This is a genomic window from Aliiroseovarius sp. PrR006 (assembly GCF_010500215.1).
Taxonomy (GTDB): Bacteria; Pseudomonadota; Alphaproteobacteria; order Rhodobacterales; family Rhodobacteraceae; genus Aliiroseovarius.
This window is the reverse complement of the sequence record NZ_JAAGOY010000008.1, coordinates 21979-48032: the sequence shown is the minus strand read 5'-3', so window position 1 is coordinate 48032 and position 26054 is coordinate 21979. Positions and strand designations below refer to the sequence as shown.

Below are 26054 nucleotides of genomic sequence, written 5' to 3'. Positions count from 1 at the left end.
ATGCACATTGTAGATGGAGCCCTGTCAAATCCCGTGCTGCTTGGCGGCGCGGCTTTGGCTGTGGGCGGTATCGCGATGGGCCTGAAGAAACTGCCACTGGAACGCATTCCGGCAGCGGGCGTACTGTCTGCCAGCTTCTTCGTGGCCTCGCTGATCCATGTGCCCATTGGCCCAAGCTCGGTCCATCTGATCCTGAACGGATTGGCGGGGCTGGTTCTGGGCTGGGCGGCGTTTCCGGCGTTGTTCGTAGGCCTATTGTTGCAAGCAGTGTTCTTCGGCTTCGGCGGATTGACCGTGCTGGGCGTGAATGCCGTGAATATTGCGGGGCCTGCCGTTCTGGCTGGATTGATCTTCGGGCGTCTCGTCGCCCGTGGCAGCCCCATGCAGGGCGCGATCTGGGGCGGGCTTGGTGGTGGCTTTGCCATTGCGGCCACAACGCTGGCCGTGGCGTTCTCGCTGGCCTTGTCGGGGGACGAATTCATCCCCGCCGCGAAGCTGGTCTTTGTGGCGCATATCCCCGTTATCGTGATCGAAGCGCTTCTGTCCGGGGCCGCCATCTTCCTGGCTCGTCGCGTGAAGCCCGAGCTTTTCGCAGGCTCGAAAGGAGGTTGGACATGATCCGATCCCTTATCCTGATCGTCGCCTTGGCGGCGCCTGTGCCTGCACTGGCCCATAATGTGATCTCGTCGGTCTTCCCGTCCGGGTCGGACATCGAAGGCGAGGTGGGTTTTTCCAACGGAGAGATGGCCACCGACTTGGTGATCGAAGTCTTTGACGAGGCCGGCAAAAAGATGGGCGAGACGGTGACGGATGCCGACGGGTTCTTCATCTACACCCCAACGCAACCCGTGACCCATGTCTTCCGCGGTGATCTGGGCGCCGGCCACGTGGCAGAGGTCATCATGCCCGCCGCCGAAGTCGCGGCCCTGATGGGGCAAGACGCTGCTGTCTCGACTTCTGCCGCCTCTGTTGCTGTACCTGCATCGACGGCTGGTCTGTCCGGTCTGTCCGATCAGGCACGCGCCGAGCTTGCCACCATGATCCGCACTGAACTGCGCCCCCTGCGGCAGGAAATCAGCGCGTATAAGAACAAGAACGATCTGCAAACCGTTTTGGGGGGGCTGGGCTATATCGCCGGCCTCTTTGGTCTGGGATTCTACATCGCGGCGCGTCGCAAGATGGAGGGCGGCAAATGACCTATGTCCTGACCGGCGAAGACAAGCCGCTTACCGGCTTTGGCGCGCTTCGGGCGGCCGTGTCCTCGCTTGATCCGCGCATGCGGATCGTGATGACCGTGATTTATGCCATCACCGTGGTTGCGCTTGACGATCTGCGGGTTCTGTCGGGCGCGTTGATCCTGTCGATGTGGCTTCTGGCAATCTCGGGTCTGCCGTTCCAGAAGACGCTGAAACGTATGGCGATGATGGACGGGTTCATCATTTTCACGCTGATCCTTCTGCCCTTCACCATGCCCGGCACGCCGATGTTTTCGGTGTTCGGGTTTGACGCCACATGGGAGGGCCTGTGGCGCGCGACCGAAATCGCGCTGACCGCCAACGCCGTCATTCTGGCGGTGATGACGTTGGTCGGCTCGATGGAGCCGGTTACCATGGGTCACGCGCTTTTTGCCCTGAAAACGCCCGAGCGACTGGTACATCTTATGATGTTCACGATCCGCTATATCGACGTGCTGCGCGAGGAATATCTGCGTCTGCGCACCTCGATGAAACTGCGTGGGTTTCGCCCCGGCACGAACTGGCACACCTATCGCAGCTATGGCTATCTGGTGGGCATGATGCTGGTGCGTGCGATTGAACGGTCCGAACGCATTCTGGCCGCGATGAAATGCCGTGGCTTTTCGGGCCGGATCGTTCTGTTGGAAGAGTTCCGCCTGACCCGTACCGATGTAATGTTTGCAGGCGCGATGGTGCTTGCGCTGGCTGCCCTGATCTGGGCCGAGGTCGCCTATGCCGCTGCTTGAACTTAGTGACATCCACTTTGCCTATCCGGGGCTTGAGCCGGTGCTGGACGGGGCATCCATGCGGATGGAACCGGGCGAGCGGCTGTCGATTGTCGGGCCGAACGGCGCAGGCAAGTCGACGCTGTTGAAGCTCATCATGGGGCTGTTGCAGCCGGATGCGGGCACCATCACAGCCTTCAGCAAACCCCGCGCCGAGGAAGCCGATTTCCACGAAGTGCGCCGCCGTATCGGCTTTGTCTTTCAGGATGCTGACGACCAGCTGTTCTGCCCCACCGTGGCTGAGGACGTGGCCTTCGGTCCCCTGAACCTTGGCAAATCGAAAGACGAGGCCTTGGCGATTGTTGATCAGGTACTGACCCGTCTTAGCCTAATGCATCTGCGCGACCGAATTACGCACAAGCTGTCGGGCGGCGAAAAGCGTCTGGTGACACTGGCGACCGTTCTAGCAATGGAGCCTGAAGTGCTGATTTTGGACGAGCCTACCAACGCGCTGGACCCGGACAACTACGCCCGCTTGACCGAGATCCTGAAAGGGCTGGATCAGGCGATCCTGCTGGTCAGCCATGCTCCTGATTTTAGGGCCGAGATTGCGCCGGAAGGTTATCGGTTGGAGCATCGGAAACTGGTGCGGATCTAACCCAACCGTACGACCTCGCCGCCCGCCGCATCTGCGTCTTCCTGATCATGCGTCACCATTAGAACCGGCAGCGCGCGGGCGCGGGCGTGATCAAAAACAAGCTTGCGCACCTGTTCCCGCCGGGATGCATCAAGGCCCGAGAACGGCTCGTCCAGCAACAGCGCCTTGGGCTTGGACAGTAGCATTCGCATCAAGGCCACCCGTGCCCGCTGTCCACCTGATAGGGTCTCGGGGTCACGGTCGGCGAATCCCGCAAGCCCCACCTCGGCTAATGCGTTCTCGATTTGTGCGCGGCGTTCAGCCCGTGTACCGCCTTGGGCCAGCCCGAAGGCCAGATTGGCCCCGACGCTCAGGTGTGGAAACAACAGCGCGTCTTGGAAAAGGATCCCGACGCAACGATCCTCGGGCGGCAGGGGCAGCAGGTCGCGGCCCTCTAGACGGACATGGCCGTGCAGCGTGAATGCCGGGGGCAGGGTACCGATGATCGCCGACAGCAGCGTGGATTTCCCCACGCCGCTGGGCCCCATGATGGTCAGCACCGATCCGGGCGCGACATGGGTGTCGACCTCGATCAGCGGTGCTGCGTCTTTCAGGATGCGGACTTGGCCCAGATGCAATCCGTTAACCATTCAAAAGCCCCTTTCGGTTGCGCCATACCAAAGCCGGCAGCGCCAAGGCCAGCGCAAAGGGCAGCATCGCGGCGGCGGTTTGCATCAAGCCGAAGACGCCAATGGCACGGCGGTCTCCACCAGATGCCAGCGCGACGGCCTCGGTGGTCAGGGTTTCAACCCGGCCTCCACCCGCCAGCAACGTGGGCAGGTATTGCCCGACGGACACGGCGACGCCGACGGCGGTTGCGGTCAGAAGCGGGGCCAGCAGCATCGGCAGGCGCACACGCCAGAGGATCTGGTTCGGCGTGGCGCCCAGCGCTTTGGCGACGGTGGCTTGACGGGTGTCCCATGCCCTCCACGGCCCCTCTAGTGACAGACGCAGATAGGGTAAGACAAAGACCAGATGCGCCAAAATGACCGGCAGCCGTCCCATACCCAGCCCAAGGTTCAGAAGCAGGGTCTGCAGCCCCGGCAGGAATGCGGTTTGCGGTAGGATCAGCGGCAGATAGATTAGCCACATGCCGCGCTGGGTCAGGCGCAATCCGTACCGTTCCTCGGTCTCCAGACAGCCGATGGTCAGGATCATTCCGATGATGACCGAGACGCCCGCGATCAACGAGGTTTCCGCAAGTGCGTCTAGGCTGCCCGTGCGGTGGCGCATCCAGCTGCGCAGGGTGAATTGGTCGGGCAGTAGGTCCGGGAAGCTCCAGAACCCGGCGAAGGACCAGATGATCAGGCCAAGGAAACCCAAGAGAAGTGTCAAGGATACGGTGATGCCAAGCGCGAAGCCTGCCACGCGTAGGGGGGCATCGCTGCGTCCACGCCGTCCGGTCTGAATAAGGCGGCAGGCAAGGCGGGCGATCAGGTTCTCGCCCAGAAACCAAAGGCCGACGCCTGCGATCACCAACACAAGCTGCCACAGTGCAGCGGCGGCGGCGAGAAGACGGAATCCAATGTCCGGGTCCGACATCCAGCGCACGATCTGCACCGATAGGGTGGGTGGAGTCGATGGTCCAAGGATCACCGCCACATCCACCACCGACATTGCCCATGTGAGCACTACAAGGACGGGAAGGCGGATGCGGGCGTAGAGGGCGGGGAAGATGGCGATCATCCACGCCTTGATGCGGCCATACCCCATGCTCTGGCTTAACGCCATGCGGCGGCGTCCGTCGATCTGGCCCAAGGCGGCGATGGACATGAGCAGCAGGAACGGCACCTCTTTCACCACCATGCCCGCGATGAGCGATAGCCCCCACGGATCGTTCAGGATCAGCAGGTCAGGCGGACGCTCCCATCCCGTCAGCCATGGGGAAAACAGCCGTGCGATCCAGCCCGAGGGGGCGATCAGAAAGGCCAGTCCGAAGGCAGCGGCGGCATGAGGGACAGATAGGAAAGGCGAGAGCAGACGTTCCAGCACGCGAAATCCGCGTGTGCCGGTCCAGCCTGCGAGGATCAAAGCGGTGATGGCCAGCGACAGGACAGCCGAGACAACGCCCGTGACAAGCGACAGTCGGGATGCATCTGACAGACCGGGCCAGTCCAAAAGCGCGCGGAAAGGATCAAGAGACGGGCCGGTATGTCCACCCGCCGGGAAGTGCCCGAAGGCAGGCAAAAGCGTTCCCCACAGCCCTGCGACCAGCGGACCCAGCAGAAATAGGACCGTCAGCAGTGGAAACAGGGGAAGGTGGGGGAAGCGGATCATGGTTGGATACTGCCCCGCGCACAGGACGCGGGGCAATGAGATGTTCTACTGAACGCCGTAGCGCGACTGCCAGTCATCGGCGATGCGGGTCATCCAGCTGGGATGCGGCTCGTCCTGCACGCGGCCAAGCTGGGCGGGCGTCAGGGTTGCGATGCCCAAATCCAGCGCGTCAAAGCGGGCGCGGTCTTCGTCCGACAAGGCGGCCATGTTCAGAACCGTGCCATATCCCAGAACGTTGGGGTCCTGGGCGTTCGCCTGTGCCTCGGGCGACATCAGGAAGTCCGCCAGCACCATCGCGCCTGCTTTCGATCCCGAGTTATAGGGGATCGCCACGAAGGAGGCGTTGCCGATCGTGCCCTTGTCCAGCACGAAGGTGCGCACGGTGTCGGGCAGTTCGTAGTTGGCGATGGCGGTCGAGGCGGCGCTGGGGCTGAAGGACACGGCCATGTCCAGCTCTCCGTCATTGATCAGCTGGATCTGTCGGGTGCCGTTGGGCGGATAGGTGCGGCCCTCGCGCCACAGGGCGGGCGTGAGTTCTTCCAGATAGGCCCAGAGTGGTGCGGTGACGTCGGCATAGGTCTCGTCGGATACAGGTGCGGCCAGAACCGACGGGTCTTCCAGCAGCTCGACCAGCATTTGCTTCAGGAAGGTCGTGCCAAGGAAATCGGGCGGCTGCGGATAGGTGAAGCGGCCGGGATGGGCTTTGGCCCACTCAAGGATCGCAGCGGCCGAGGGCAGCGGCTCGGCGATATCCGCCGTGTCATACATGAACACCACCTGTGCCATCGCCCACGGGGCCTCGTACCCTTCGACCGGGACGGTGAAGTCGGTGCGGACGGTCTTGCCCTCGGCATCCACAAATTGCCAGTTCGGCAGGTCCTCGGCGAAGGGGCCGAACAGCAATCCGTTGTCCTTCATCGAGGCAAAGTTGGCCCCATTAATCCAGATCATGTCGATCGCGCCGTCATCATCCTGACCGGCCTGCTTTTCCGACAAAACGCGGGTCACGGCGTCGGCAGTGTCGGTCAGCTTCACATGCTCCAACGTCACGCCATAGCGCGCTTGGATCTGGTCGCCGGCCCATTCGATGAACGCGTTCGTGGTGGGCGAGCCGCCCCACGCGTTCCAGTACACGGTCTGGCCTTTCGCCTCGTCCAGCACAGCGTCCCAGTTCGCAGGATCGGGATCGGCGAAGCTGGCCGTGGGCAGAAGGGTCGACGCCAGCAGGCTGGCGGCAAGAGCAAGGTGTTTCATTTGGACTCCTGTTGATCGGAAATGGTGGGGCCAAAGGCCTGATACGCACCCCAGACACGCAGAATGGCGGTGGCGAAACAGGCGATGGCGAACAGCCATGCCAGAGGCATGAAGAAACGGGGGACAAGGCAGAGAAGGACGAAGAACAGGATGGTTTCCGTACCTTCCAGAATGCCGTTGGAATAGTAGAGCGACTTGATCCCCTGCGCGTGGGTGTCCATGCCCCTTTTTGCGGCAAGGATCGCATAGCCAAGAAAGCTTGCGCCGTTCACGTAGAAGCTTAGCAGCAGGACCGCCCCGGCGAGGCCGTTCGTGGCTGGGTCATGCAGGATGAAGGCCAGCGGGATGGCGCCGTAAAAGGCAAAGTCTGCGGTGATATCCAGATAGCCGCCAAAGTCAGTACGCGTGCTGGCGCGGGCGACTGCGCCGTCCAGACCATCCGCAAGGCGCGAGGCCAAGACCAGCCACAGGGCCAGCGTGAACTGCCCAAACGCAACGCTTGCCGCGGCCAACAGCCCCAAGCCCAGCCCCACCAACGTTACCGTATTGGCGCTGACACCCGTGCGTGCCAACAGGCCACCGGCCCGATCCAGCGGGGGATCAATCAGTTTACGTGCATAAGCGTCCAGCATGGCGCGCCCTTTCCCATCGCCTGTCTTTTCCGGCGTTTATGGATATCTGGACCAAATTCGCCCCTCGCGTCCATGCGACAAACGAAAACGTGAGCATTCGTCATATCTTGATCGCGCTGGCGGCATTAGAAACGGATGATTATCCCGGCTAGGGGGTGAAAGCCCATATGCCCCTGAACGCGTTTTGATCATAAGGGTTGAACCTTCCGCGCATTTCCCCTTCTGTGGCACCGAAACACGCGCGAGGGATCAACGATGTCACAGAAGATTCGCATCGGATTGAACGGATTTGGCCGCATTGGCCGATCCATTCTGCGTATCTTGGCGCAGGACCCCGGCCCGTTCGAGGTGGCCTTTATCAACGATATCGAAAGCTTGGACACCTGCGCCTACCTGTTCAAATATGACAGCGTGTTTGGCCCATTCCCGGGCGAGGTCTCGACCGGTGATCAGGCGCTTGTCCTGAACGGGCAGAGCATTCCGTTCTATGCCAAGCCCGACATTAGCACGATGGACCTGTCCGATGTGGATGTGGTGCTGGAATGCACCGGCATGGCAGGTAAACGCGCGGTGGCGGAACGTGGTCTGGCGGCAGGTGCGCGCAATGTCCTGATCTCGGGCCCGTCGTCCGAGGCGGATGTGACCGTGGTGCTGGGCGCGAATGAGGATCAGTTGGCTGGGCATCGGATTGTCTCGAACGCATCCTGCACCACCAACGCGCTGGCCCCGCTGTTGAAACTGCTGGATGATCAGTTGGGTGTGATTGGCGGGCATATGACCACCGTGCACTGCTATACCGGCAGCCAACCCACCGTGGACAAACCTCGTGCCAATGCGGCACGATCTCGGGCAGCAGCACTGTCGATGGTGCCGACCACCACCAGCGCCCACAAGCTGGTGGGCGACGTGCTGCCCGAACTGGCCGGCAAGGTCGAGGCGCGGGCGATCCGCGTGCCCACTGCGTCCGTGTCCTGCATCGACCTGACCGTTCGCGTTCGCAAAGACGTCACCGAGGCTGAGGCCCGCGCGATCTTGCAAGAGGGCGCGACCGGCAAAGTGCTGGGCTGGACCGAAGAGCCTTTGGTCTCGTCCGACCTGCGGATGCGCCCCGAAAGCATCGTGATCTCGGGCCCCGAAACCTCGGTCTGCGAGGGCGGATTGCTGCGCGTGTTCGGCTGGTACGACAACGAATGGGGGTTCTCGCACCGGATGCTGGATGTCGCCCGTTTGATGGCGCGCAGCTAACTGCGTTACTGGCCCGCGGGCGTCGCGTTGAAGGTAAACAGCGTTTCGCCGTTGATCTGGTAGCCGTCGATCAGTTCCTGCGCGCGGTTTGACGTCAGCCAATCTTCCAACGTCTTTGCCTCTTTAGCATTCACATGGGGGTGGCCTTGATTTTGGCCGGATCTTCGGCAGGGCCGATCAGGGCAAAGTCGTTACACATGATCTCGCGCCGATGGGTGCCGTGGCCTGCGGTGACGAACGCCTTTTCCGCCGCGCGGGAGTGTCCCAGAACGGCATCGACATCGCCTGCCTCGCCCAGACGGATCGCCTGACCGGTGCCCACGACCAGAAGCTGCGCCTCAAGCCCGGTCACAGGCATTTCATTCGACGATGTCTCCGTTCAGAAGGAACATCACGTCATCGGCCAACCGGCGCGCTTGCCCATGTCATGTGTAGACATGATCAGACACGTGCCCGGGGCGGCAGCGTGTTGCAGAATCTCTTCAATCTCGCGGGTGGCGCGCCCATCAAGCGAGGCACAGGGTTCGCCCAGAAAAAGCAGTGCGGGGGCGGTGATTATGGCGCGGGCGATGGCCAGTTTCTGCCGTTCACCGCCGGGTAGGAAAGTGGCTGGATGGGCGAGCATTGGGCCCAGTCCGACTTGCGTGCCTGCTGTTTCGGCCTGCGCGCGCGTCGGCTTTTGCAGCACCGCGCAGGCATAACGGATAGGCGATGTTTTCCCGGCGCCGTTCGGCCCGATCACGATGGTGATGCCCCGATCCCGCAGCGTTAGGTCGATCGGCCCGACCAGCCGCTTGCCTTTGCGCCGGATCGTGGTCCCGACGCAGATCTGCGTCCAGCGTCACCAAGAGCCAGAGCGCCTGGCTTATTCCTTCCCACAGATCCGGCATACGCCGCCCTTAGCCTAAAGCGTTTCGATTTTAACCTGACACAGGGAAAACCGAAACGCTGCGCGAGATGCCAGTGTTCTGGGTGTTTCGAAACAAACTTGCACCTCAAGTTTATCCCGAAACGCTTTACCTCGGGCATCCCTGATACAGGCCCGTTGTGCCACAAAGTTAGCACAGTGAAGCGTTTGGAAATGGTCTATTGAGGGGGGGAAACCGACATTCCTGCCGCAGTGTGATCAGGTTAAAGGTCGGATGCTTATGTCCCGCAATAGGTTGTGTAAGGGCCAAATCCGTCCGGGGCGGGCAGAGCAAAGGCTTCGGCCCCCGGCTGTTCATCGAAGGGGGATGAGAGGATTTCCAGAAGCCGATCAAAGACTTCCATGTCGCCGTCGGAGGCCGCAGTCAAAGCCTCTTCCACCTTGTGATTGCGCGGGATGTAGATGGGGTTCACAGCGTTCATGGCGTCGGTGCGCGCGTTGTTGCCCCCGTCATGGGTTAGTCGGTGCTGATAACGGGCGATCCAACCCTTGGTGCCGTCGGCAGTCATGAACCCGTCCAACGCGGTCGCATCGCCATCCGCCACACGCGACAACGCGCGGAAGGTGCGGGTGTAGTCGCTGCCCGCCTCTTGCATCAGGCTGTGCAGGTCGTTGGCCAGATCCAAATCCTCGTCCCGCGCGGTGCTCAGCCCCAGCTTCTTGCGCATGCCGTCTAGCCAATGCTGCTGATAAAGCGCGGGGAACTCCTCGAGCACCTGCATCAGCTGTGCGATGGCGGCATCTTGATCCTCGGGATTGATCAGCAACACCAGTGTTTCGGCGAACCGGGCAAGGTTCCATTGTGCCAGATTGGGTTGGTTTCCAAACGCATAGCGCCCCTGCCGGTCGATGGAAGAAAAGACCGCGTCGGAGCTGTAGGCGTCAATAAAGGCGCAGGGGCCATAGTCGATTGTCTCGCCTGAGATGGTCATGTTGTCGGTGTTCATCACCCCGTGGACAAAGCCCACATGGACCCATTTGGCGATCAGCGCCGCCTGACGGGCTTGCACCTGACGGAACAGTTCCAGATACGGTGAGTCAGTGTCTGCGATTTCGGGATAATGCCGCGCAATGGCGTAATCCGCCAACTGCTTGACCCGCGCGTGATCTCCGCGTGCGGCGAAGAATTGGAAGGTCCCAACCCGCAGGTGCGAGGCGGCGACCCGTGCCAGCACTGCGCCCTGTTCGGGGCCGTTCTGGCGCAGTATGGTTTCGCCCGTGGTCGTGGCCGCAAGTGCGCGTGTTGTGGGGATACCAAGGGCATGCATCGCCTCGCCCATCAGGTATTCACGCAGGACGGGGCCAAGCACGGCTTTGCCGTCGCCGCCGCGTGAAAATGGCGTCTTGCCCGAGCCTTTCAGATGCAGGTCACGGCGCTTTCCGTCAGTGTCGATCAACTCGCCAATCAACAGCGCGCGGCCATCGCCCAGTTGCGGCGAGAAGCCTCCGAATTGATGGCCCGCATAGGCCATCGCGATTGATGTGCCCCCGTCAGGAATGCGCATGCCCACCAGTTCCTCGGCGCCCTCGCGGGTTTCAAGGTGATCGGCGTCCAGCCCAAGTTCGTCCGCCAAAGCGCGGTTCAGGCGCAGGACCTTCGGGTCCGGCACCTGCGCGCCTTTCCAGTCGACGTAGAATCCGGAAAGCTCGCGAACAAAGCTGTTGTCAAAATCTGGTTGGGTCATGCGGGGTCTTATTCCGCAGCGCGCTTGGGCAGAACCCAATCGGGGCGGGCAAAGTGGCACGTATAGCCGTTGGGCAGACGCTCCAGATAATCCTGATGCTCAGGTTCAGCGTCCCAGAAATCGCCTGCGGCTTTCACCTCGGTCACGACCTTGCCGGGCCAGAGCCCACTGGCGTCCACGTCCGCAATGGTGTCCAGCGCGGTCGCCTTCTGCTCGTCCGACAAATAGTAAATGCCCGAGCGATAGCTGGTGCCAAGGTCGTTGCCCTGACGGTTCACCGTGGTTGGATCGTGGATCTGGAAGAAGAACTCCAACAGCGTGCGATAGCTGGTCTTGGCCGGATCAAACCAGATCTCGATCCCTTCAGCGTGGGTGCCGTGGTTGCGATAGGTGGCGTTGGGAACGTCCCCGCCAGTATATCCCACGCGGGTTTTCGTCACGCCGGGCATCTTGCGGATCAGGTCCTGCATGCCCCAGAAACAGCCACCAGCCAGAATTGCGCGTTCAGTCATTGGTTTCCCTCCACAAGGTCAAGATAGTCGCCATAGCCCTCGGCTTCCATCTGGTCTTTCGGTACAAAGCGCAGCGAGGCCGAGTTGATGCAATAGCGCAGCCCGCCGGTTTCGCGCGGGCCGTCGGGGAACACGTGCCCCAGATGGCTGTCACCGTGTTTCGAGCGGACTTCGACGCGTTCCATCCCGAACGTGCTGTCACGGTGCTCGGTCACATGCGCGGTTTCAATTGGGGTCGAAAAGGCAGGCCAGCCGCAGCCCGAATTGAACTTGGCGGACGAGGCGAACAGCGGCTCGCCGGACACGACATCCACATAGATTCCCGGTTCGTAGTGCTTGTCATACTTGCCCGTGAACGCCCGCTCGGTCCCGTTTTCTTGGGTCACCCGGTATTCTTCCGGGGTCAGGCGTTCAATGGCGTCTTGGGTTTTTTGATAGCTCATGCGGTCCTCCTTATGGGTAAGGCAAGGATATGGGGTGTTGGACGCTAAATGGAAGCGCTATGCGGCGCACGTTGACGTGAGCGCTCTGTAACGATTTGGCCTCAGAACCGTGTCGGCGCGAAGGGGGCAAGTTCCAGCCCTGGCGTTTCACCAAGGGCCAAGTCCGCGACCAGTTCCGCCGTGCCTGCCGATTGCGTCAGGCCCAAGTGGCCATGACCAAAGGCATAAAGCACCCGCGGATCTTTGGGAGAGGCTCCGATAACGGGCAGAGTGTCGGGCAGCGACGGGCGGTATCCCATCCACTGCGTGCCGCCCTCCGTATTCAAGCCCGGCATGAACGCTTTGGCTTTCTTCAACAGGGCATCCGCGCGCTTATAGTTCGGAGGCAGTTTCAGCCCGCCCAGTTCCACCGCGCCACCAATCCGTACGCCGCCATTGATCACCGAGGCAACGAAACCGTGCTGGCTGAAGGTCAGGTGCGTGCGCAGGTCAAACGCGCCGGGGGGCAGGGTGGTGTTATAGCCACGCTCGGTTTCCAGCGGGATCTTGTCACCTAGATGGTGCGCTAGATGGTGGGACCAAGCCCCGGCGGCGATGATCAGTTTCTGGGTCTCAATCACGCCATCATCCGTGTCGATCCGCACCCCGGTTTCCGTGGGCAGGATGTTTCGGACCGAGGTGATCTGGATCTCGCCCCCCGCTTCACGCAACGCCTGCGCCACGGTTTCGGTCCACAGTTTCGGGTCCACGGTGTTGAACCAGTTGGGCGTGAACGCGCCGTGGGTGAAACGCGGGTGGAGGCCCGGTTGATATTCGGCAATCGCCTCGGGGCTGGTTAGGTGGATGGCGTCAAAGCCGTGCTGTTTCTTCAGCTCCCACGCGGGCAGGGTGCTGCGATAGGCTTTCTCGCCTTCATAAAGCGCCATCTGGCCTTTGCGCTGGATCAGGTCTTCGCGGTTGATATGCGCGACCTGCCGTTCAAAGGCTGCCTTGGCCACATGCATCAACTCGGACTGTGCCTTCATGGACCCTTCGTACCGGTCGCGCCAGCTGGCGCGCCACAGCCGGAGCATCCAAGGCGCGATCTGCACCGCATAGGCGGGCGGAACCGACAGTGGCCCGAGTGGGTCCAGTAGCCATTTGGGCGCTTGCTTCATAATGCCGGGTTTAGCCAGCGGCTCGACCTCCTGAAAGGCAAACGCCCCTGCATTCCCGGCCGAGGTCTCGCCCGCGACGCCCTTACGGTCCAGAACGCGGACCTTCTGGCCACGGCGGGCCAGTTCCAGCCCGATGCTGACGCCGATGATACCGGCACCGATGATTGTGATTTCGTTAGACATCTTGGACCTTGTGGAAAGCGTGGGTCAGGTGCGGATACCATTCCTGAAAGGATCGGCGGCGTCAAAGATCAATCGACCCTCTGCCATGATAGAAGCTTGGCCGGTGATGGACGGGATCACACCCCCCTTCGGCCCCGGCGTGCAGGACAGGCGATAGGGGCTACCGATAACGCTTTCCTGCGTGATCTCTTCCCCGAATTGCAGCTTGCCGTCAGCGATCAGACACGCCAAGCGGGCCGAGCTTCCGGTGCCGCAGGGCGAACGGTCATAGGCGTCGTCGGGGCAGAGCACGAAGTTGCGGCTGTGCATGTCCGGATTGGGCGAGGTGTCTTGGAAGATCACATGATCAATCGGCTCGCCCTTTTCGCCGCCGATGCCTTGAGCGTTGGCGGTGTCGCGGATGGCGATGGCTGCATCGGTCAGGGCGCGGATGCTGCCGGGATCGACGGGCAGGGGAGACGGATCAAGGATGAAGAACCAGTTGCCGCCATAGGCGACGTCTCCGGTTACTTGCCCAAGACCAGGCACATCGACCGAGACGCCCGCAAGTACGCGGCGGCTTTCGATGTTCGTCACCGTGACAGTGTTGGGGTCGGACAGCAGAACCTCGACCACGCCGACGGGGGTCTCGATCCGGTGGGTGCCCAGCCCGATTCGCCCAAGGTGATAGAGCGTCACGGCCAACCCGATCGTGCCATGTCCGCACATGCCAATCACCGCGCCCGCGTCGAAATAGATCACGCCGGTGACGCAGGTCGGGTCCACCGGTTCAACCAGCAGCGCGCCGACCATGGCGGGCTGACCGCGCGGTTCCAGCATGACGGACAGATAGAAATCCTCGTGTTCTTCGGCCAACATTCGGGCGCGCTGGGACAAGGGGCCGGTGCCCAGATCAGGGCCTCCGTTCAGGATGACGCGCGTGGGTTCGCCACCTGTGTGGCTATCGACAATATCCATGAGTGTTCAAACCGAAATTTCAGGGGACATACGTGAGCGTAGGGTTTCTGCTGTGTGCATGAAGCCCGCCAGCCCAGCTTCGCCCAGTTTATCTGCGAAATACGCATAGGCGACGGCTGGATCTGGGCCAAAAACATCAAAGTTTCCTTTGATGTGCAGACGTGCAGTCAATTTGCGCATGGCGCTTTCCATGTACGGGTCGTCTTTGAAACCGTTTTGCCGTGTCCGTAGGGTGGAGGGCACGGCGCATTTGTCGTGATAGAATGATGTATTGCCTGCGCTGGCACATGCGCCAGCGATCCCTTGGGGCACCATGTGATGCCGGGCCAAAGGGAAGAGCGTTCCATAGTTTGAAATAACCTGTTTCATTGACGACGATTCGATAGAGGGCCAGTTGCCCGCAAGTGGTACATTCACCCTAATGTATCTTGGATCCAAGAATCTAGCAAAATTGTGGCAAAAGATCTCAGTTTTGCGTCAAGGTTGCAAAGTGCGAGTATGGGCGGTTATCCCCCGAACCCTGCCAGACCTCCGAAAGATCCAATCGCGCCGGTCAGGATCGGGGACACGATGGCAATGATCGCCTTCAGCGCGTCCAGTGTCGCGATACGCTGAATGTCAAAGCCCGCAACGTCCTTCGCCAATTCGGGTTCCCCGGCCGCATCGACAGCATCGTGAAAGGTGTCGATGCGGACCTTCAGGATCAGGCTGACAGGCAGATAATAGGACAGGATCAGGACCGAATAGGTGACGCCCCGATAGATCGACAGGGAACTGACCAGCTCGGCATGGGCTTTGCGCATGTCGTCATTCAAGATCGCGTCACCGGGCCACGACATCCACGACAGCATCAAGACCATCCCGGTCGTCAGCAAGATGCCCGAGCAATAGAGATACCGCTGCGTGGTCGCCTGTGCGGTTTTCAGGATGCGCGCCTCGGTATCGAGGTCCGGGTGGGCCGACCTCCCGACATTTGCGGGGCGGGACAGGGCCAAGACCATCCCGGCGATCACGGCACCCGCGGACAACGAGGTCAGAATGTTCGCGTGGTCCAGCAAGTAATCCATCGCGAAATACGCCCCTAATTGGTCACAGCCATTGGGCAGGCTCCCTCCAGCATCGCAACCCGCCAAGCTGGCCGGGACCATCAAGGCGTGAAACAGGTTTAGCCCTAGAAGGGTTTCGCTTTCAAAACTCGCGGGCATCCAATCGGGTTCGAAAGTCGAGAAGCTGAGCGAGACAGAAATGATCCCCAAGATCCCCACAATCGTGGTCAGGATCGAGCGCCGCGTGTGGCGGGAATAGAGCTCGAACACAAAGATCGCAGTGACCGAGACCGTCGCCCCGCCAAAGAAAAACAGGGCGGCCAGAAAGCGATAGCGCGCGCTCAGTTCGATCAGGCGGGACTGGTCTTTCAGCTCCAATCCTTCAAGATGCACCGAGGTGTCCCCAAATGTGCCCAGCAGATACTCGGCCACGATCAGAACAACGACGGGCAGAAGCATGATCAGCAGATAGCGCGGATCAATCTGCAGCTTGGTCTTGTCCTTTGCGCGCACCATCATAGCCCCCGATCAGCCCAGATCAATGTCTGCAATCAAGGTCTTACGCGTGTCTGACAGCTTGTCGCGAATGATCTCGCGCACATCGGCGTAGATCACCGGGCTGAGTGCGAGTTTCTGGGCAGACAGCCAATACTGCAGCTCGTTCTTGCCCCACGTGACGAACAGCAGGTTCTGCTTGCGGTCCTTGTAGGTGAAGTTGAACGCGCCCAAGGCCATGCTGATTACATCGCCCGAAGCCTCGGCGCTGCCGATCTGGAAGTTGCCGCCAGTGGACGACGAGGTCTCGAAGTCAAAGAGCTTGATCTTGCCATCGTCCTGCGTCAGCCCGCGCAGCGCTTCGATGGCGCTTTCGACGATGCGGAACTGGTTGCCCGTCGCCACCTGCGCCAGTGTGGCCAGAATGACCTGATCAAAGCTGCCATTGCCTTTCATCCGCTGGCTGGCCTCGAACGGAGCGGCTTCGCGGCTCCAACCCATGAGGCTCATCAGATCCATGTACTTCACGAACCATGCGGCGCGGTCTTTCACCGGGTCAAAGACGGCATCCGCAGCGCGCTGGGCGAAGAGGGTCGACAGCAGCACGTCCTCTTTTTGCAGCGGGGTCAGGTTGTCGACGAAGGAAATCACGCTGGAGGCATTCACCGCCGATTGCAGCGCTTGCTGCGCAGTGGCGTTGGTGGTGCTTGGATCGAACGCGTCGGCAGAGCGCGACGTGGGTTCGGCAAAGGCTGAGTGGACGTCGCCCGGAGCCGATCGGGGCTTGGCCAGAGCGGTCGCGAACAGCGTCGCAATGCGGTCCGCCAGATCCAGCTTGCCGCTTGGGCTGTGCACCACAGGGGCCGCGCCGGGGTCGACTGGCAGAAGCGGGGTCTTTGCGGGCAGTGCCGCGTCCCGGAACGCGGGTGGCCACGTGGCGTTGGTGCCCCGCGTGTCGATATGGGTGAAGCTGTTGTAGCGCCCGATCCCGCCGGTAAAGAACCCTTCCTTGTCGCGCAGCCAGCGCAGGGCCATAGCGACCTGCGGCGCGTCCATCCCCGCGACTTGGAAGTCCAGCGCCCGGAACGCCATATGCTGGCTGGATTTCGCCCCGCCAATACACTGGTTATAGGCCGGACCGCGATAGGCGTTGGTGATCGCAATCGGCTTGCCCAGACGATCCCGCAGATGGTCGAGCACCTGCGCGGTCTTGGCGATGTTCCCCCAAAGGTTGCGCGACGGAAACAGGTTTTTGCCCTGACAGGCCCCGCCAGGGGTGTTGTGCCCGCCACCCAGAACCAGAAACTCGTCGGTCGAGAAATTGCGCAGCCCCAGCGACCGGATAAAGGAGTCAAATGCGGCATAATCCGGCCAGTTCAACGCAGCAGTCGAGTCGCGGAACCCCGCGCCCCGCGCCTTGGCATCCAAGATCGCACGCACTTGGCTGTCGGGGATCTGGTCGTGCTCGTCGCCCTCTTCGTCCTCGGGGCTGGTGCGGGGTGGGCTGGCGACCGCGACCTGTTGCCCCCGGGCGGGGAGCAATGTGAAGGGCCGGTCGGTGACGAAGTTCGGCTCTTTTAGCAGCGCTTCGAACAATTGCGGGGTCTGGCTGTCGCTGTTGATCTCGGCGTCGATGGCGGTGCAGAAGGACCGATAATCGCCCTTGAATGCGCCATCCGACCAGACGGTCAAAAGCGCGCCGGTGAAGGCTCCGTTTTGCGGGCCGTCCATCGCGAACTGTTCGTCTTTACAGGCCCCAAGGTTCAGGACCGAGGCTTGGATCGGGCTGGACAGCGGCGAGGTCATCACGCTTTCCTTCAGCGCGCTATAGGACTTCGACGCCTCGCGATAGGCCGCTTCATTGGCGCGCCAGACGCGGTCTTCGATATGTAAGGGCATCGCCCGCACGTTGGGGCTTGGAGACATCGGACGGCCAAACAGGGTTGTCGGCGCACCGGGGCCAAACCGGATCATCGAGCCCGAATGGCAGGTGTCCGGCACCATCAAAACCCGCACCCCCGCGCGGAACTTGGTCCAGAGCATGTAAAGCTCGTCATCGGCGATTTGGAAATCATAGAGGCACAACGTCTCGTCCATCTTCTCGTCGCCGTCATGGTCTTCGTCCTGATTAAAGTCCGGCACCCGCCCGCCGTGACCCGAGACGGTGAACAGGAACATATCGCCTGCGTTCAGTTCCTCTGCCGCGCGTTCGATTTCAGCGACCACGTTTTGCCGCGTGGCGTCGGCGGTCAGAAGCCGCGTGGGGGTGAAGCCCTCGGCCAAAGCCAAGGCTTCCATGTCCAGCGCGTCGGCTTCGCAGGCGTTCAACTTGCCGTCCCAGCCGTCGTAATGGGCCGGGTCCACCAAGTTCAGACCCACATGCAGAGACATCCCCTTGGGCGCGCCGCCTGCAATGACGGGGGTGGGGTGAAGGTCGGCCTGAAGATCGCTGGCCAGACCGAACGGGCCGCTGATGACAGGGGGCGTTTCGATGCGCTCGGCCTCGATCTTCTTGATCTCAACCTCGAATTTCTGCGCGACCTTGCCATAGCCGGTGTCGTCCGGGTGCAATTCGTCAAACCAGTTCTCGTCCGCGACCGTGTTGCGGCAGTCGATATAGGTGGCGTTCGGCACGGATTGCGCCAGCCGCCGTAGACGGCGGTTAAAGGCATCCATCATCTCGATGGCGATGTCGCGCTGTAGGGCCTTGTCGAGGATCTCTTGCTCTTCCATCGGGGCGCCCAGCCAGCGGCCCTCATTAGGGATCGGATAGTCATAGCCGTGGCACAGCACGCTGACATGCGGGAAGTGTTGTTGGACGTCCCGGAACATGCGCCCGTAATTGTGGATCGCATCGTCCAGAAGCATGTGGAACGAGGGCAGCAGATAATCCGCAGGCTTCAGCGCCGGGTCGTATTTTTCCAGATGCGAGGCCAGCGCCCCACCTGCAACCAGATCATTGCCGCCGCCGGACAGAAGCAGGATCTCGCCCTTCTCGTCGTCCAACGCATTCAGGTATTCCTGCTTGTCCGCCATCTTTTTCAGAAGGTCACCCGCCGCCCCAAGCGAAAACACCGCATAGGGCTTCATCAGGTAATCAATCGTGTCGCGCAGACGCACCGGGTACTGGAACCAGCTGTCGCCTTCCGACACGATGATCGGACCGGTATAGCCTTCCTTCAGCTTGTCGCGGAACATGCCCTGCCGCCGTGCGCGTGACAGCCAGTTGAAAAAATTCATCGCCGCCGCCGTGCGCGCCCGCGCATCTGGCCCTTCAGGCAACTCGACCGTCTCTGGGTTCAGCTTGAACATCGGGTTGAATGCGCCCGAGTTCGCCTCGTCTAGAATGAAATACTTGGCCAGGTCCGTCTCTTCGACGTTGGGATCCGCCATTTGGGACATAAGCTGTTCGACTGAGATTTTGGCCATCGGTCTTCTCCTTTATCAGGTCACGTGTTTCTGAAATCCTCTGATGCACTCGAAAATACTGGTGGTGATGGTCGGGTCGGCATTCAGGTCGGTCTGCTGAATGCGCTCAAGATCGTGTTTCTGGTCGTGGATGCGGTTCAGGCGAAAGATCGCGCCGCTGGCGACCGCCGCGTCGTTGTCGACAAGGCTGGCCATGCCCAGAAAAGGGCGTGCTTTCAGATAGGCGCCTGCGTCCGGCGTGTCGGTGCCGCGCGGCAGGGGATAGCGGTCTTCGAATGCGTTCGAGACCAGATGCAAAACCGACTTGCCATAGGCGCCGAAACAGACGCGATCCTCCAGCTCCTCGGTCGGGACATAGATCCGGGCGGGCACATCCTCGGCGGCGCGCAATAGCGGCTGCACCACGGGTCCGCGGGCACGGCTTTTGCTGTGGCGTGCGGGATCCAGCGCGCCGTTCATTTGCGTGATCCGGGGCAGCAGCACGTTCTGCGCGCGGGGCAACCCGATGGCCGGATGCACCAAATGCATCGTGTCGAACCATGTCTCGCGGAAATCCACGCCGGGACGCGAGAAGGGTGGTGGCATGTCGGGCTTAAGCAGGGACAGCATCTCGTGCACGATCAAGATGCCGGCGCCTTCCGCGACGATGTGCAGTTCGCAGCCGGTCTGGTCTTTCAGGTCCAAAAGGCTGTGCAGAAAATCCCCGACGATCCCGGTTTTCGAATGGCTGCGGTCATGGTGCTGTTCAAACGGCAGCTCGCCCGTGCCTTTCAGCGCGCGCATGGCGCTCATTTCAATGTCGCGCCAAAAAGCCCGCCCGACACCGCGCACGCGGTTTTCAATCAGTTCGTCCAGATGTTCGGCCGTGTCGCCCGCTTGCTTGGTGCAGCTGTCAAAAAGGCTTGCCAGCACCTCTAGCGATTTCTCGACGAAGCTGTTGCACCAGAAGATCGAGTACGGGTACAGCCCCATCGCCTTGATCGCGTTCTTGCGTGCGACGGCGGCGGAAAAAGCGGGTTTGATGCCCTCCAGACTGCCGGGGATCCACAAGAGCACGCCGCGATATTTGTTGGGATCGTCTGGGGCGACCGTAGGGTCTAACTTAGGGGCAAGGTGGGCCTGCGTGCGGGACCACCCGTCTTTGAACGATGGGTAGGACCCGGTCGAGACGTGATAGCCGTCATCCAGATGCATGTAATGCCCGACCAGTTCAAAACACGGGGTCGAGCCGGACCGGATCTTGCCAATTACGCCCTTGGTGCCCTTCTCGCCGACCGAAGCACCGAACGCCGCCGGCGCGGGAACGCCCAGTCGCAGCACCCAGCCGTCGATGACGTTGCGCGCCCAGTCGTCATAGCTCCACAACCCAATTCCGGCCTGTCCCAGATAACCACCCCAGCCCGGCCCCCACGAATTCAGCACGTGAAAGCCGTGCTGATCATATCCCGTCAGCACAAAAGCATGGGTGCCAAGCTTGCCTTGCGCGGGCGGCCAGCCAATCGCCCCGCTGTTCTGCGGCGTGGCCTGCAACCATCCGTCATGGATATTCGCGCTGACCAACACGGCCTGCGCGTCATTCAGCGCCGCGTGAAAATGGTTCAGGACCGAGGCCAGCCGGAAATACGCCCCCAGCCCGATGTCGCGCGCATGCCGCGCCTGCGCCACGCTGGTGAAGCGGCGCTCGGCATCCGGTCCGCCCGCCAGATAACAGTCGCTTTGCCACCGCGTGTCGTCTGGCGGAGCACTGGCGAAGGGCCAGTCCAAGCAGGCCCCGTGGTGATAGAACCCCTTGATGGCCGAGCGCAGGGTCAGGACGCCCTCGTGCGTGTCCGTTTTCATAGCCTCAAGCGACGGATAGCGGTCGTGGAAATACGCCATGCGATACAGCATGTCTGCGCTGGTGATGTCTTTCGCGTGACCCGCGCTGCCATGCGGGCCGCCGCGTTCAGTATGTTGCAGGTGGCGCTGAATGTCGATCAGATTGGCCAGCGCAAAGCCAACACAGCGGCCAGATACCCCCTGATCGCGCACTGTGAAGATCGGATGTCGCAGCCCCGCGTCGTCGGCAGGGTTTAGCAGTTTGGGGTCCATCGCCAGTGCGTGTTTCAGGATGGCTAAATTCGGCACATAGGTCTGATCCCTCAGATCAACCCAATCTGCCCGGACCCCGTTTTTCTGCACGATTTTGGTATCAATTTCGGACATGCGCTCACGCGGCCCAAATCAGAATTTGCAATTAAATTTAGAAGGTTTACCCCCTCATTCTATCACAAAGTGGGGGTTTCTCAAAACTGCGGGAAAAATGGGGCAGGTGGCGCTGGGTGGCGCTTGGCCCAACAAATGCAGGGGAAAATCGAAATTATACTGTTTCTACAAAGTGTAAGGTTCTAGTTTGAGCTGCTGCTTTGTCCGAATTTACGAAACAGTTTGGTGCGGTCGAACGCCTCTTCCAGCGCATCCGTGCGGGCCTTAACATCGTCCCAAAGACGCTCTTGCACCTCGGCCACGGCGCATTCCAGCAAGACCAGAATCGCAGCCATCGAATCCCAGGCGGACGGCACCGCGATGCGCGCACTGAACGTATGACGTGCCAAACGGTGAATGGGCGAGCGCCATTGATCGGTGAAGAGCACGATCTCGGCCTCGCGTTCGTGACACAGCTGCCCGATTACCAGCGTGGTGTTCTCGTACCGGCGCACATCCAGCGCGATCAGGACGTCCCCTTTGCGAATGTCCAAAAGCTCGTGTGTCCACGAGGCGGAAAAGGGCAGAATGCGCACGTCAGGGCGGATCATCTGGAGGTGAAGATAGAAATACTGCGCCAACGTACCGGTGATCCGGCCCCCGGTGATGAAGATGCGGCGATTTGGATCGGAGAGCAGCTTGCACAGCCCGTCGAATTCGTCCGGGTCGACCTCGTCCAGGCTGCGTCTTTGGTTTTCAAGCGCCTGTCGCGAATACCGGTTCAGCATGTGCTCTTCCGGCAGATCGGTCTTCCACACGTCGCGCTTGGCCACCGGGTCCGAGATCATCTCTTTCAACTCGCGCCGCAGGGCGGCCTGAAACTGCGGATAACCGTTGAACCCGGTTTTTTGCAAAAGTCGCGCGACCGTCGTTGTGGACACCGACGCGTTCGCGGCCAGTTCAGTGATGCTGCCAAGCCCGGATAGGGGGTAGTCGTCCAGAATTGCGTTCAGAAGCTGTCGCTCGGACGGGGTCATCTCTTCGCGATGTTGTAAAAGCTGATCAGTTACGCGCACGTGGCAACACCCTTTCGCTGTGAATTTAGTCATTCTGTCAAAAAACCGACAGGAAAATCAAGGGCGGGAAAATCGTTGCGGAAAAATATTGACACAGTGAATGAAGCTGTGGAACTTTTTCCCAATGGAATCGCAGTCTTTGAAATCTACTTTTGGTCCGGCAGTGCATGTGGACATGATGGGCGAGGCGCCCTCGGTGATCGTGGTGTGTGAACACGCCTCGAACCGGGTGCCTGCGCATCTGGGGGGGCTTGGATTGGATGACGACATTCTGACCCGCCACATCGCGTGGGATCCCGGTGCGCTGCCCGTTGCCAAGAGACTGGCGCAGCAGATGCGCGCCGTGCTTGTGCATGGTGGGATCTCGCGGCTGGTCTATGATTGCAATCGCCCGCCCGAAGCACCGGACGCGATCCCGTCGCGTAGCGAAGTCTTTGATATCCCCGGAAATGCTGAGCTGTCCGACCTTGCGCGCAGCGAGCGGGTCACGCAGGTCTACCGCCCGTTTTCACGAATGTTGACCGAGCAGATCGGAGTGCACCGGGCGCATCTTCAGATGATGGTGACGGTGCACAGTTTCACGCCTGTCTATCGCGGCCAGATGCGGGATGTGCAGATCGGCATTCTGCATGGCGATGATGATCGGCTGGCCCACTCAATGATGCAGACCATCCCGGCAGATCTGGGCATGGAGGTGCAGTTGAACGAACCCTATGCGGCCGTTGATGGCGTGGCGCATACGTTAAACCGCCATGCGGTGCCGTATGGCTTGCCGAATGTGATGATCGAGATTCGCAACGACCTGATCGAGACGGCCGAGCAGCATGCGCGCATTGCTGAAACGCTGGCAGACTGGATCGCCAAGGCCAAGGCGGCCATGACTGAAAGGAACACCGCGTGACTGTGTTCATGACTGGATATGTACGCGTCGTGGACGCCGTGAACTATCGCATCGGTCGGGTAATGATGTGGGGGCTCTTTGTGATGATGGGGATCCTTCTGTGGTCCTCGATCTCGAAGACGTTTTTCCTGCCGTCGCTCTGGACCTTGGAAATGGCCCAGTTTGCGATGGTGACCTATTACATCATGGGCGGGCCGTATTCTCTCCAGATGGGGTCGAACGTGCGGATGGACCTGTTTTACCACAACTGGAACAACCGCAAGAAAGCGTGGTTCGACGCCTTCACGGTGTTTTTCCTGCTGATCTATCTGGGCGTGCTGATCTGGGGTGGCGTGGGATCGACTGCCTATTCACTGGGCTATTGGGGCGACGCGCCGTTTTCCTATTTCTGGGGGCTGATCACCGGCGCGGAAGAGGTTGGGCGGCTTGAACGCTCGTCCACCGCATGGCGCCCCTATGCCTGGCCCATCAAATCCATCATGGTCATCGGTTTCTTCCTGATGCTGCTTCAGGCCATTTCCGAACTGTTCAAAGACATCGCCCGCATCCGCGGCAACGAGATTGGTGTGACACGCACATGAGCCAAGAATATATCGCCATTTTCATGTTCGCATCGATGATGCTGATGCTGTTCACCGGCCAGCGCGTGTTCGGCGCGATCGGTGCCGTGGGCGCAATTGCGGCCCTGCTTCTGTGGGGCGTGGGCGGGCAGGACATTCCGTTTTCCGCCGCGATGAAGCTGATGAAATGGTATCCGCTTCTGACCCTGCCGATGTTCATCTTTATGGGCTATGTCCTGAGCGAAAGCCGTCTGGCCGATGACCTGTACCGCATGTTCCATGTCTGGATGGGCCCGGTGAACGGAGGTCTTGCGATTGGCACAATCGGCCTGATGGTTCTGGTGTCCGCCATGAATGGCCTCAGCGTCGCCGGGATGGCCATCGGGGCCACCATCGCGCTGCCGGAATTGTTGCGCCGAGGTTATGACAAGATCATGGTCACAGGGGTTATTCAGGCCGGATCCAGTTTGGGCATCCTCGTTCCGCCCTCGGTCGTCTTGGTGCTTTATGCGATGATCGCACGCCAACCCGTGGGACAGCTGTGGCTTGCGGGCGTGCTGCCGGGCCTGATGATGGCCGCTCTGTTCATCATCTACATCTGGCTGCGCTGCAAAATCCAACCGCATCTTGGCCCGGCGATGGAAGACGCACATCAGGTTTCGCGCGCCGAGAAGATCCGCTTGCTGGGTGCCGGTATCCTGCCGCTGGCCATCTTTGCCGCGATGATGGTGCCCTTCGTGAACGGTTGGACCTCGCTTGTCGAAAGCTCGGCGATCGGGGCACTGACCGCCCTGTTCGCGTCGGTCGCCAAGCGCCGCATGACATGGCACATCTTCGAGACCTGCACCAAGCAGACGCTGCTGATTTCCTGTATGTTCATGTGGATCATTCTGGCAGCACTTGGCTTTGGCGCGGTCTTCGACGGGCTGGGCGCGGTCAAGGCGATCGACAACCTGTTTACTGAACAGCTTGGGCTGAACCCATGGGTCATTTTGATCCTGATGCAGCTAAGCTTCATCATTATGGGCACATTTCTGGACGATACCGCGATGCTGGTCATCGTGGCGCCGCTTTACGTGCCCTTGGTCAAAGTGCTGGGCTTCGACCTGATCTGGTATGGGGTGCTTTACACCATCACCACACAGATCGCGTATATGACGCCGCCCTTTGGCTACAACTTGTTTCTAATGAGGGCCATGGCACCGCCAGAAATTGGGCTGGGGGACATTTACCGTTCGATCGTGCCATTCGTCCTTATCATGGTGATGGCTTTGGCAATCATCATGACCTTCCCCCAAATCGCTCTTTGGCTGCCCAATTACGTTTACGGAAGATAACGATAATAAAAACAACCAACTAGGAGAGAGAAGATGACGACAAGACGTAAGTTTTTAACCACCGCTGGGGCCGGTCTGGCCGCGGCTCCGCTGGCGACGCCCGCGATTGCGCAAGGCACGATCAAGTGGCGCATGCAGACCTATGCCGGCCCCGCATTGGCCGCCCACGTGATCGACCCGGCGATCGAGATGTTCAACAAGATCGCAGGCGACCGCATGCAGATCGAGCTGTTCTATGCCGACCAACTGGTCCCGACCGGAGAGCTGTTCCGTGCCATGCAGAAGGGCACGATTGATGCGGTGCAGTCGGATGATGACTCGATGGCGTCACCTACGGATGTGACCGTGTTCGGCGGCTACTTCCCGTTTGCCTCGCGCTATTCGCTCGACGTACCAGTGCTGTTCAACCAGTACGGCCTGAATGAGATCTGGGACGAGGAATACTCGGCTGTTGGTATCAAACACGTCAGCGCCGGGTCGTGGGACCCGTGCCACTTTGCCACCAAGGATCCGATCCACTCGCTTGCCGACCTGAAGGGCAAGCGCGTCTTCACCTTCCCAACTGCAGGCCGCTTCCTGTCGCAGTTCGGCGTGGTCCCAGTGACCCTGCCGTGGGAAGACATCGAGGTCGCTGTGCAAACCGGCGAGCTGGACGGGATCGCATGGTCGGGCATCACGGAAGACTACACCGTGGGCTGGGCCGACGTGACCAACTATTTCCTGACCAACAACATCTCGGGCGCATGGGCCGGGTCGTTCTTCGCCAATATGGACCGTTGGAACGAGCTGCCGGAAGACCTGCAAACGCTGTTCCGCGTCTGCTGTGACCAGTCGCACTATTATCGCCAGTGGTGGTATTGGGGCGGCGAAGCCAACCTGCGCGTCAACGGTGACAAGATGAGCTTGACCACCATCCCGGACGAGGAATGGGCACAGGTAGAAGCGGCGGCCGTCAAGTTCTGGGACGAGATCGCGGCCGAAAGCCCGACCAAAGCCAAAGTGGTCGAGATCTTCCGCAAGTATAACGACGACATGCAGAAGGCTGGACGGCCTTACCGCTACGGTTAATGATACCGCGTGGGGCGGCCACCTGCCG

The 26054-nt window shown here is 60.7% G+C and carries 25 protein-coding genes and 1 pseudogene; 9 read left to right on the top strand and 17 right to left on the bottom strand.

The annotated features are described in order from the left end of the window. The 4 genes from cbiM to G0Q00_RS14120 are packed head-to-tail and all read left to right on the top strand — an operon-like array spanning position 1 to position 2618. Positions 1 to 618, top strand: coding sequence for a cobalt transporter CbiM (gene cbiM / locus G0Q00_RS14135; RefSeq protein ID WP_163040497.1), 618 nt, complete (start codon positions 1 to 3; stop codon positions 616 to 618). Beyond that, positions 615 to 1196, top strand: a complete 582-nt coding sequence (locus tag G0Q00_RS14130) for a cobalt ABC transporter permease (protein ID WP_163040495.1) — start codon at positions 615 to 617, stop codon at positions 1194 to 1196. The genes cbiM and G0Q00_RS14130 overlap by 4 nt, the downstream gene beginning before the upstream one ends. Next, a complete protein-coding gene (gene cbiQ, locus G0Q00_RS14125) occupies positions 1193 to 1981 on the top strand; it encodes a cobalt ECF transporter T component CbiQ (RefSeq protein WP_163040493.1) in 789 nt (262 codons plus the stop codon). Before G0Q00_RS14130 ends, cbiQ begins: the two co-directional genes overlap by 4 nt. Further along, complete coding sequence (locus G0Q00_RS14120) at positions 1968 to 2618, top strand: energy-coupling factor ABC transporter ATP-binding protein (RefSeq protein ID WP_163040491.1); 651 nt, start codon at positions 1968 to 1970, stop codon at positions 2616 to 2618. Before cbiQ ends, G0Q00_RS14120 begins: the two co-directional genes overlap by 14 nt. Here G0Q00_RS14120 and G0Q00_RS14115 read toward each other — a convergent pair. Genes G0Q00_RS14115 through G0Q00_RS14100 form a run of 4 tightly spaced genes read right to left on the bottom strand, consistent with a single transcriptional unit; the run spans position 2615 to position 6820 of the window. Then, positions 2615 to 3247 carry an ATP-binding cassette domain-containing protein gene (locus G0Q00_RS14115; RefSeq protein WP_163040489.1) on the bottom strand — a complete coding sequence of 211 codons (633 nt, stop codon included), beginning with the start codon at positions 3245 to 3247 and terminating at the stop codon, positions 2615 to 2617. The two genes, G0Q00_RS14120 and G0Q00_RS14115, sit on opposite strands and share 4 nt — an antisense overlap. Beyond that, positions 3240 to 4934, bottom strand: coding sequence for an ABC transporter permease (locus G0Q00_RS14110; RefSeq protein WP_163040487.1), 1695 nt, complete (start codon positions 4932 to 4934; stop codon positions 3240 to 3242). The genes G0Q00_RS14115 and G0Q00_RS14110 overlap by 8 nt, the downstream gene beginning before the upstream one ends. A gap of 45 nt (positions 4935 to 4979) precedes the next feature. Beyond that, positions 4980 to 6188: an ABC transporter substrate-binding protein gene (locus G0Q00_RS14105; protein WP_163040485.1), complete on the bottom strand. Its 1209-nt coding sequence runs from the start codon at positions 6186 to 6188 to the stop codon at positions 4980 to 4982. Then, positions 6185 to 6820: a CDP-alcohol phosphatidyltransferase family protein gene (locus G0Q00_RS14100; RefSeq protein ID WP_163040483.1), complete on the bottom strand. Its 636-nt coding sequence runs from the start codon at positions 6818 to 6820 to the stop codon at positions 6185 to 6187. The genes G0Q00_RS14105 and G0Q00_RS14100 overlap by 4 nt, the downstream gene beginning before the upstream one ends. A 255-nt stretch (positions 6821 to 7075) precedes the next feature. Between G0Q00_RS14100 and G0Q00_RS14095 the strand changes: the two genes are divergently transcribed. After that, positions 7076 to 8065: a type I glyceraldehyde-3-phosphate dehydrogenase gene (locus G0Q00_RS14095; RefSeq protein ID WP_163040481.1), complete on the top strand. Its 990-nt coding sequence runs from the start codon at positions 7076 to 7078 to the stop codon at positions 8063 to 8065. 5 nt (positions 8066 to 8070) lie between these two features. Here the strand turns inward: G0Q00_RS14095 and G0Q00_RS16025 are convergent, their stop codons facing one another. The 13 genes and pseudogenes from G0Q00_RS16025 to G0Q00_RS14035 all read right to left on the bottom strand — a co-directional run bounded on the left by G0Q00_RS16025 (position 8071) and on the right by G0Q00_RS14035 (position 22160). Beyond that, positions 8071 to 8199, bottom strand: a complete 129-nt coding sequence (locus G0Q00_RS16025) for a hypothetical protein (RefSeq protein ID WP_370458583.1) — start codon at positions 8197 to 8199, stop codon at positions 8071 to 8073. A 14-nt stretch (positions 8200 to 8213) separates the two neighbouring features. Continuing rightward, a pseudogene (locus G0Q00_RS16020) lies at positions 8214 to 8411 on the bottom strand (substrate-binding domain-containing protein); the annotation flags it as partial. Positions 8412 to 8456: 45 nt separating this feature from the next. Then, positions 8457 to 8807 (bottom strand): ABC transporter ATP-binding protein, encoded by a 351-nt coding sequence (locus tag G0Q00_RS14085; protein ID WP_163040479.1) that lies wholly within the window; start codon positions 8805 to 8807, stop codon positions 8457 to 8459. A gap of 404 nt (positions 8808 to 9211) precedes the next feature. After that, a complete protein-coding gene (locus G0Q00_RS14080) occupies positions 9212 to 10678 on the bottom strand; it encodes a YdiU family protein (RefSeq protein WP_163040477.1) in 1467 nt (488 codons plus the stop codon). An 8-nt stretch (positions 10679 to 10686) separates the two neighbouring features. Continuing rightward, entirely contained in the window at positions 10687 to 11190 is a 504-nt protein-coding gene (gene msrA / locus G0Q00_RS14075; protein ID WP_163040475.1) for a peptide-methionine (S)-S-oxide reductase MsrA, read from the bottom strand. Beyond that, positions 11187 to 11633 carry a peptide-methionine (R)-S-oxide reductase MsrB gene (msrB, locus tag G0Q00_RS14070; protein WP_163040473.1) on the bottom strand — a complete coding sequence of 149 codons (447 nt, stop codon included), beginning with the start codon at positions 11631 to 11633 and terminating at the stop codon, positions 11187 to 11189. Before msrB ends, msrA begins: the two co-directional genes overlap by 4 nt. 101 nt (positions 11634 to 11734) lie before the next feature. After that, entirely contained in the window at positions 11735 to 12973 is a 1239-nt protein-coding gene (locus tag G0Q00_RS14065) for an FAD-binding oxidoreductase (protein WP_163040471.1), read from the bottom strand. Between the two features lie 24 nt (positions 12974 to 12997). Continuing rightward, positions 12998 to 13930, bottom strand: a complete 933-nt coding sequence (locus G0Q00_RS14060) for a proline racemase family protein (RefSeq protein ID WP_163040469.1) — start codon at positions 13928 to 13930, stop codon at positions 12998 to 13000. Positions 13931 to 13936: 6 nt separating this feature from the next. Then, positions 13937 to 14299, bottom strand: coding sequence for a hypothetical protein (locus G0Q00_RS14055; RefSeq protein WP_163040467.1), 363 nt, complete (start codon positions 14297 to 14299; stop codon positions 13937 to 13939). 137 nt (positions 14300 to 14436) lie between these two features. After that, positions 14437 to 15492 carry a hypothetical protein gene (locus tag G0Q00_RS14050; RefSeq protein ID WP_163040465.1) on the bottom strand — a complete coding sequence of 352 codons (1056 nt, stop codon included), beginning with the start codon at positions 15490 to 15492 and terminating at the stop codon, positions 14437 to 14439. A gap of 12 nt (positions 15493 to 15504) precedes the next feature. Continuing rightward, on the bottom strand, positions 15505 to 18900 hold the full coding sequence (locus G0Q00_RS14045; protein WP_163040463.1) for a D-Ala-D-Ala carboxypeptidase family metallohydrolase: 3396 nt from the start codon (positions 18898 to 18900) through the stop codon (positions 15505 to 15507). A 15-nt stretch (positions 18901 to 18915) separates the two neighbouring features. After that, entirely contained in the window at positions 18916 to 21105 is a 2190-nt protein-coding gene (locus tag G0Q00_RS14040; protein WP_163040461.1) for a C1 family peptidase, read from the bottom strand. 182 nt (positions 21106 to 21287) lie between these two features. Beyond that, positions 21288 to 22160, bottom strand: a complete 873-nt coding sequence (locus G0Q00_RS14035) for a MurR/RpiR family transcriptional regulator (protein WP_370458582.1) — start codon at positions 22158 to 22160, stop codon at positions 21288 to 21290. A 124-nt stretch (positions 22161 to 22284) separates the two neighbouring features. Here G0Q00_RS14035 and G0Q00_RS14030 point away from each other — a divergent pair, with 124 nt between their 5' ends. From G0Q00_RS14030 to G0Q00_RS14015, 4 genes are read left to right on the top strand one after another with little or no spacing between them, the layout of a single operon-like run. Further along, a complete protein-coding gene (locus G0Q00_RS14030) occupies positions 22285 to 23061 on the top strand; it encodes an N-formylglutamate amidohydrolase (protein ID WP_163040457.1) in 777 nt (258 codons plus the stop codon). Between the two features lie 8 nt (positions 23062 to 23069). After that, complete coding sequence (locus G0Q00_RS14025; protein WP_163040694.1) at positions 23070 to 23642, top strand: TRAP transporter small permease subunit; 573 nt, start codon at positions 23070 to 23072, stop codon at positions 23640 to 23642. Continuing rightward, entirely contained in the window at positions 23639 to 24958 is a 1320-nt protein-coding gene (locus G0Q00_RS14020) for a TRAP transporter large permease subunit (protein WP_163040455.1), read from the top strand. The genes G0Q00_RS14025 and G0Q00_RS14020 overlap by 4 nt, the downstream gene beginning before the upstream one ends. A gap of 33 nt (positions 24959 to 24991) precedes the next feature. Beyond that, entirely contained in the window at positions 24992 to 26026 is a 1035-nt protein-coding gene (locus G0Q00_RS14015) for a TRAP transporter substrate-binding protein (RefSeq protein WP_163040453.1), read from the top strand. Positions 26027 to 26054 lie beyond the last annotated feature (28 nt).

Bases quoted from the DNA above. Each gene is read 5' to 3' on its own strand.
- G0Q00_RS14120 (WP_163040491.1), top strand. From the start codon at position 1,968: ATGCCGCTGCTTGAACTTAGTGACATCCACTTTGCCTATCCGGGGCTT.
- cbiM (WP_163040497.1), top strand. From the start codon at position 1: ATGCACATTGTAGATGGAGCCCTGTCAAATCCCGTGCTGCTTGGCGGC.
- G0Q00_RS14080 (WP_163040477.1), bottom strand. From the start codon at position 10,678: ATGACCCAACCAGATTTTGACAACAGCTTTGTTCGCGAGCTTTCCGGA.
- G0Q00_RS14110 (WP_163040487.1), bottom strand. From the start codon at position 4,934: ATGATCCGCTTCCCCCACCTTCCCCTGTTTCCACTGCTGACGGTCCTA.
- G0Q00_RS14100 (WP_163040483.1), bottom strand. From the start codon at position 6,820: ATGCTGGACGCTTATGCACGTAAACTGATTGATCCCCCGCTGGATCGG.
- G0Q00_RS14115 (WP_163040489.1), bottom strand. From the start codon at position 3,247: ATGGTTAACGGATTGCATCTGGGCCAAGTCCGCATCCTGAAAGACGCA.
- G0Q00_RS14105 (WP_163040485.1), bottom strand. From the start codon at position 6,188: ATGAAACACCTTGCTCTTGCCGCCAGCCTGCTGGCGTCGACCCTTCTG.
- G0Q00_RS14130 (WP_163040495.1), top strand. From the start codon at position 615: ATGATCCGATCCCTTATCCTGATCGTCGCCTTGGCGGCGCCTGTGCCT.
- G0Q00_RS14060 (WP_163040469.1), bottom strand. From the start codon at position 13,930: ATGGATATTGTCGATAGCCACACAGGTGGCGAACCCACGCGCGTCATC.
- G0Q00_RS14030 (WP_163040457.1), top strand. From the start codon at position 22,285: ATGGAATCGCAGTCTTTGAAATCTACTTTTGGTCCGGCAGTGCATGTG.
- G0Q00_RS14040 (WP_163040461.1), bottom strand. From the start codon at position 21,105: ATGTCCGAAATTGATACCAAAATCGTGCAGAAAAACGGGGTCCGGGCA.
- G0Q00_RS14050 (WP_163040465.1), bottom strand. From the start codon at position 15,492: ATGGTGCGCGCAAAGGACAAGACCAAGCTGCAGATTGATCCGCGCTAT.
- G0Q00_RS14055 (WP_163040467.1), bottom strand. From the start codon at position 14,299: ATGAAACAGGTTATTTCAAACTATGGAACGCTCTTCCCTTTGGCCCGG.
- G0Q00_RS14020 (WP_163040455.1), top strand. From the start codon at position 23,639: ATGAGCCAAGAATATATCGCCATTTTCATGTTCGCATCGATGATGCTG.
- msrB (WP_163040473.1), bottom strand. From the start codon at position 11,633: ATGAGCTATCAAAAAACCCAAGACGCCATTGAACGCCTGACCCCGGAA.
- msrA (WP_163040475.1), bottom strand. From the start codon at position 11,190: ATGACTGAACGCGCAATTCTGGCTGGTGGCTGTTTCTGGGGCATGCAG.
- cbiQ (WP_163040493.1), top strand. From the start codon at position 1,193: ATGACCTATGTCCTGACCGGCGAAGACAAGCCGCTTACCGGCTTTGGC.
- G0Q00_RS14095 (WP_163040481.1), top strand. From the start codon at position 7,076: ATGTCACAGAAGATTCGCATCGGATTGAACGGATTTGGCCGCATTGGC.
- G0Q00_RS14045 (WP_163040463.1), bottom strand. From the start codon at position 18,900: ATGGCCAAAATCTCAGTCGAACAGCTTATGTCCCAAATGGCGGATCCC.
- G0Q00_RS14015 (WP_163040453.1), top strand. From the start codon at position 24,992: ATGACGACAAGACGTAAGTTTTTAACCACCGCTGGGGCCGGTCTGGCC.
- G0Q00_RS14025 (WP_163040694.1), top strand. From the start codon at position 23,070: ATGACTGGATATGTACGCGTCGTGGACGCCGTGAACTATCGCATCGGT.
- G0Q00_RS14065 (WP_163040471.1), bottom strand. From the start codon at position 12,973: ATGTCTAACGAAATCACAATCATCGGTGCCGGTATCATCGGCGTCAGC.